The following is a 5636-nucleotide window of genomic DNA, read 5'->3' on the forward strand; positions in this document are numbered from 1 at the left end:
ATCGTTCTTCGCGAGCAGGCTCGCTCCCACAGGTGTCTGCATTTCAACGTGGGAGCGAGCCTGCTCGCGAAGGGGCCTTATCAGGCAGCGCCGATCCGCCGGCCCAACACCGTGGTCCAGCGCTCCGACAAAACCACCCCACCCAAGGTCAGCAACCCGCCCACCAGGTGATACATCGCCAACTGTTCCTTCAACACCAGCGCCGCAATCAGCGCGGTAATCAGCGGCAGCAGATTGAAGAACAACGTCGTCCTGCTCGGCCCCAGCCGCTGCACCGCTTGCATCCACGCCAGCGGCGCGACCATCGAAGCCAGCAGGCACGCATACAGCACCAGCGGCACGTTCTGCAGGTTCAGCCCGGTCTTCGGCGACATCGCGAACAGCGGAAACAACACCACAATCGCCACCAGCACCTGCAAGTACAGCAACACCAGCGGCGGCAGGCGCAGTTGCCACTTTTTCAGCAGGGTGCTGTAAACGGCGTAGGCCAGCGTGGCGATCAGCATCATCGCATCGCCCAGATTGACCCCGTGTTGCAGCAGCGCACCGAGGCTGCCGGATGACACCACCACCAGCACGCCAGCGAACGACAGCACCGCACCGACCAACGCACCAGCGCTCAGGCGCTGGCCGAGGCTGATGATCGCCATGGCCAGCGACATCAATGGCATCAACGACAGGATGATGCCCATATTGGTTGCGGTGGTCAGTGTTGCGGCGAAATAGGCGAGGCTCTGATACACCGCCATGCCGAGTACGCCGAGGACGAAAATCCGCCCCAGGTTTGGCCTAATCTGCGGCCAGTGCGCGATGACTTTGCTGAGCATGAATGGCGTGAACAGCACGCCGGCGAGCAGCCAGCGGTAAAAACCGATCTCGGCCGGGAAAATTGCCCCGACCGCCAGTTTGTTGATCACGGTGTTGCCGGCCCAGATGAAAATCGCCAGCAGGGGAAACGCGTATTGCATGGGACAAAACCAGAACGTTGATGAAGGGCGATTATCGCCTGTCTGGATGCACGCCTATACTGCAAACCGGACAACCTGCCTCTGCATCCGGACAGCATGAACAGCAAACACATCGACCTGCTCGATTTCAACGAATTGCCGTCAGCGGTGTATTTCCGCTACGCCGATTTCACTGCCCACGAATATGCCGCGCCGCATCGCCATCCGTGGGGCACGCTCGAGTATGCCGCCCATGGCGTGTTGCACATGGATGTCGACGGCAGTCGCTTCATGTCGCCGCCGCAATACGCGGTGTGGGTGCCGCCCGAGATCGAGCACAGTTTCTATAGCCATCAGCCGGTCAACTATCGCGCGGTGTGTCTTGATCTCGACGTCTGCGCGCGTTTGCCGGCGCGGGCCTGCACGCTGGCGATCAGCGACATTCTCAAGGCCATCCTCAAGGACTTCGCCGCCCGCGATGTGAAGATTCCGGAGCATGAGGCCGATCAGCGTCTGGCCCAGGTATTGGTCGATCAACTCCAACAGGCAACGGTGCAGGAATGTTACCTGCCATATGCGAGCAGCCCGGGCTTGCTGACGATTCTCGCGGCCTTGCAGGCCGAACCTGGCAACAATCAGCCTCTGGCGCACTGGGCGGCGCAAGTGCATGTCAGTGAACGGACTCTGGCGCGGCAGTTCGTTCGTGAACTGGGCATGAGCTTTGGCGAATGGCGCCAGCGCTTGCGTTATCTGGCGGCGATCGAGGCGCTGGAAACCGCGCGCTCGGTGCAGGAAATCGCTTTCGACCTCGGCTACAGCAGCGGCTCGGCCTTCATCGCCATGTTCGCCCGCCAGGCCGGTTGCACGCCGGAGCAATATCGACGCAGCCACCTCGAGGGCAGGAAGGTGTAACAAGCTTTGACTACACTGCGACAGAGGCCGCATCCATCGGTGCGGCAACAAGGAGAAAACTCCATGAAGATGTTGCATGTGCCGTTGTTGATGATCGGGCTGCTTGTGTGTTCCCAGGGTTTCGCCGCCACGGCCCAACAGAACAAGATGACCACCTGCAATGCCGATGCGACCGCCAAGAGCTTGAAGGGCGACGAGCGCAAGGCGTTCATGAGCACCTGCCTGAAAGCGGCACCAGCGGCCAACGATGGCAAGGAGCTGACCCCGCAGCAGCAGAAAATGACCACCTGCAATGCCGATGCGAAAACCAAGGCGCTGACCGGCGATGCGCGCAAGGCGTTCATGAGTGAGTGTCTGAAGAAGAAATAAGATCAAAAGATCGCAGCCTTCGGCAGCTCCTACATGAGACCGCGGTCCTGTAGGAGGCCGCGATCTTTTCGGCGTGCCGGCCTCTTCGCGAGCAGGCTCGCTCCCACATTTGAAATGCATTCCCCTGTGGGAGCGAGCCTGCTCGCGAAAGCGTCGCTGAATGCACCGCCAATCCCACGCCCCGCATATCCCTAGTGCTAACCCCGGATCGCTGGCAGACTGCCCATCCTTTCACGCCGTTCGTTTTGAGGCTGTATGCCAACGTTTTCTCAGCGTCATGTTGTGTTCTGGGTCAGTTGCATAATCATTTTCGGCGGTTTGCTGCTGGTGCTGCCGCTGCGCCTGTTGCCGAGCCTGCTGGCCGGGTTGCTGGTGTTCGAGCTGGTCAACATGCTCACCCCGCAATTGCAACGGCTGATCGAAGGGCGGCGTGCGCGCTGGCTGGCCGTGGCGCTGCTCGGCACGCTGGTGGTGAGTGTGCTGGCGTTGATTTTCGCCGGCGCCATCAGTTTCCTCCTGCACGAAGCGGAAAACCCCGGCGCCTCGCTGGATAAGTTCATGGGCGTGGTCGATCGCGCGCGCGGACAGTTGCCGCCGTTCATCGACGCTTATCTGCCGGCCAGCGCGGCGGAATTCCGCGTGGCGATCGGTGAGTGGGCGAGCAAGCATCTGGCCGACCTGCAACTGGTCGGCAAGGACGCCGCGCACATGTTCGTCACCCTGCTGATCGGCATGGTGCTTGGCGCGATCATCGCCCTGCAGCGCATCCCCGACGTGACCAAGCGCAAGCCGTTGGCCGCCGCTTTGTTCGACCGTTTGCATCTGCTGGTGCAGGCGTTTCGCAATATTGTCTTCGCGCAGATCAAGATTTCCCTGCTCAACACCGTGTTCACCGGGATCTTCCTCGCGGTGATCCTGCCGATGTTCGGCATCAAGCTGCCGCTGACCAAAACCCTGATCGTGCTGACCTTCCTGCTCGGCCTGCTGCCGGTGATCGGCAACCTGATGTCGAACACGCTGATCACCATCGTCGGTCTGTCGCTGTCGATCTGGGTAGCGATCGCCGCGCTGGGCTACCTGATCGTTATCCACAAGCTCGAATATTTCCTCAACGCGCGCATCGTTGGTGGGCAGATCAGTGCCAAGTCGTGGGAGTTGCTTCTGGCGATGCTGGTGTTCGAAGCCGCGTTCGGTTTGCCGGGGGTGGTGGCGGGGCCGATTTATTACGCGTATCTGAAGAGTGAGTTGAAGCTCGGAGGAATGGTCTAGAAAAGCAGCTTCGAGTTGCAAGCTTCAAGCTGCAAGTTAAAGCAGAAGCGAGAGCCGCAGTGGCTTTTGCTTTTGCTCTTACTTGCAGCTTGCAGCTTGCAGCTTAAAACTTGCAGCTGCCCCTAAACGCCATAGCGTTTGCGGGCTTCAATCGCCAAACCGCTACCAATGCTGCCAAAGATGTTCCCTTCCACATGCCGCGCTTTCGGCAGCATCGCCGAGACGCTGTTGCGCAGGGCCGGGATGCCGCTCGAACCACCAGTGAAGAACACCGTGTCGACCTGATCGACCGCGACGCCGGCATCATTGAGCAATTGCGTAACGCTGCCGCGCACCCGCTCGAGCAGGGCTTCGATCGCCGATTCGAACAACGCGCGACTCAGCTCGACGCTCAGCCCGGCTTCGATGCGGTCAAGCGGCACATGGCGGCTGTCGGCGTGGGTCAGCTGGATCTTGGTTTCCTCCACTTCCATCGCCAGCCAGTGCCCGGCGCGCTGTTCGATCAGCTTGAACAGACGATCGATGCCGCCGGTGTCTTCGATGTCGTAGCGCATGCTGCCCAGCGCCAGCGTGGACTTCTGCGAGTACACCGAGTTGATCGTGTGCCAGGTCGCCAGGTTCATGTGGTGGCTGGTCGGCATGTAGGCGCCGCTCTTCATCCGGCTGCCATAGCCGAACAGCGGCATCAGGCCTTGCAGGCTCAGCTGTTTGTCGAAGTCGGTCCCGCCGATGTGCACGCCGCCAGTGGCGAGGATGTCGTCATGACGGTTGTCGACACCGCGACGCTCGGGCGAAAGACGTACCAGCGAGAAGTCAGAGGTACCACCGCCGATGTCGACGATCAGCACCAGCTCTTCTTTCTCGATGGTCGACTCGTAGTCGAATGCCGCGGCGATCGGCTCGTACTGGAACGACACCTCTTTGAAGCCGATCTTGCGAGCCACTTCGACCAAAGTGTCTTCGGCTTCCTGGTCGGCGAGCGGATCGTCGTCGACGAAGAACACCGGGCGGCCCAGCACCACTTGCTCGAATTCCCGACCGGCGGCGGTTTCGGCGCGACTCTTGAGCTGGCCGATGAACAGCCCGAGCAGATCCTTGAACGGCATCGCCGTGCCGAGGACGCTGGTGTCGTGCTTGATCAGCTTGGAGCCGAGCAGGCTCTTGAGCGAGCGCATCAGTCGGCCTTCGTAGCCTTCCAGATACTCGTGCAGGGCCAGGCGACCGTAGACCGGGCGACGTTCCTCGATGTTGAAGAAAACCACCGACGGCAGGGTGATCTTGTCGTCTTCCAGCGCGATCATGGTTTCCATGCCGGGGCGCAGCCAGCCGACGGTGGAGTTGGACGTGCCGAAGTCGATGCCGCAGGCACGGGCTGGAGAGGCGTCTTTCATGTCTTTCGGATTCCGGTGAAAAAACGGCCGCGCAGTGTATGCCAGTGCGCGGCAGATTCGAAGGCCGGTCATCCGCTATTTCGCCGGCAGACAGCTTGAAAAGCGCCGCTTCGCCCCAAACTTGCTGGCATGGGCCGGCAGACACACCGGCGGTCGCAAGAACCGTCGTCCACTGCCGATAAACTTCTGCGGCGCCACCCGGTCACAAACTTGAGATCGGTCAACCCGGCACGTGCCAATCGGCGCATGCTGGGCTCGGCGCGAAATCGATAACGGATGGTGATCCTTCCATGGACTTCAAAGACTATTACAAGATACTCGGCGTGGAGCCGACAGCTGACGACAAGGCCATCAAGGCGGCCTATCGCAAGCTGGCGCGCAAATACCACCCCGATGTCAGCAAGGAAAAAGACGCCGAGGCCAAGTTCAAGGACGCCTCGGAAGCCTATGAAGCGCTGAAAAGCGCCGACAAACGCGCCGAATACGACGAACTGCGCCGTTATGGCCAGCACGGTCAGCCGTTTCAGGGCCCGCCGGGCTGGCAGAGCCGTGGCGGCTTCGGCGGTGGCGGTGGCGACACGGGCGACTTCTCGGACTTCTTCAGTTCGATCTTCGGCAATCGCGGCCCCGGTTTCGGTGGCGCCGAGAGCCGCCAATCACGCGGACGCCGAGGGCAAGACGTGGAAATGGAACTGCCGGTCTTCCTCGAAGAAACCCTGTCGAACGAATCGAAGAAAGTCACCTTTCA

Annotated in this window: 6 protein-coding genes; 4 read left to right on the plus strand and 2 right to left on the minus strand. The window is 60.9% G+C overall.

What is annotated here, in order from left to right; genetic code table 11:
* Positions 1-80: 80 nt before the first annotated feature.
* Positions 81-968: a DMT family transporter gene (locus D6877_RS23350; RefSeq protein ID WP_130912263.1), complete on the minus strand. Its 888-nt coding sequence runs from the start codon at positions 966-968 to the stop codon at positions 81-83.
* 96 nt (positions 969-1064) lie between these two features.
* Between D6877_RS23350 and D6877_RS23355 the strand changes: the two genes are divergently transcribed.
* The 3 genes from D6877_RS23355 to D6877_RS23365 all read left to right on the plus strand — a co-directional run bounded on the left by D6877_RS23355 (position 1065) and on the right by D6877_RS23365 (position 3497).
* The gene (locus D6877_RS23355; RefSeq protein ID WP_130912264.1) at positions 1065-1859 is read left to right on the plus strand and encodes a helix-turn-helix transcriptional regulator; all 795 of its coding nucleotides are present in this window, start codon (positions 1065-1067) and stop codon (positions 1857-1859) included.
* 63 nt (positions 1860-1922) lie between these two features.
* Positions 1923-2228 carry a PsiF family protein gene (locus D6877_RS23360; RefSeq protein ID WP_130912265.1) on the plus strand — a complete coding sequence of 102 codons (306 nt, stop codon included), beginning with the start codon at positions 1923-1925 and terminating at the stop codon, positions 2226-2228.
* Positions 2229-2483: 255 nt separating this feature from the next.
* Positions 2484-3497, plus strand: coding sequence for a hypothetical protein (locus D6877_RS23365; protein ID WP_101158351.1), 1014 nt, complete (start codon positions 2484-2486; stop codon positions 3495-3497).
* 122 nt (positions 3498-3619) lie between these two features.
* On the opposite strand, the gene D6877_RS23370 is transcribed toward D6877_RS23365, so the two are convergent.
* Positions 3620-4888, minus strand: a complete 1269-nt coding sequence (locus D6877_RS23370; RefSeq protein ID WP_130912266.1) for an Hsp70 family protein — start codon at positions 4886-4888, stop codon at positions 3620-3622.
* Positions 4889-5178: 290 nt separating this feature from the next.
* On the opposite strand from D6877_RS23370, the gene D6877_RS23375 reads away from it, so the two are divergent.
* On the plus strand, positions 5179-5636 hold a 458-nt coding region (locus D6877_RS23375), incomplete at its 3' end, for a DnaJ domain-containing protein (protein WP_153189073.1).

This window comes from Pseudomonas sp. Sample_9 (assembly GCF_004307535.1).
GTDB classification, from domain to species: domain Bacteria; phylum Pseudomonadota; class Gammaproteobacteria; order Pseudomonadales; family Pseudomonadaceae; genus Aquipseudomonas; species Aquipseudomonas mercuritolerans.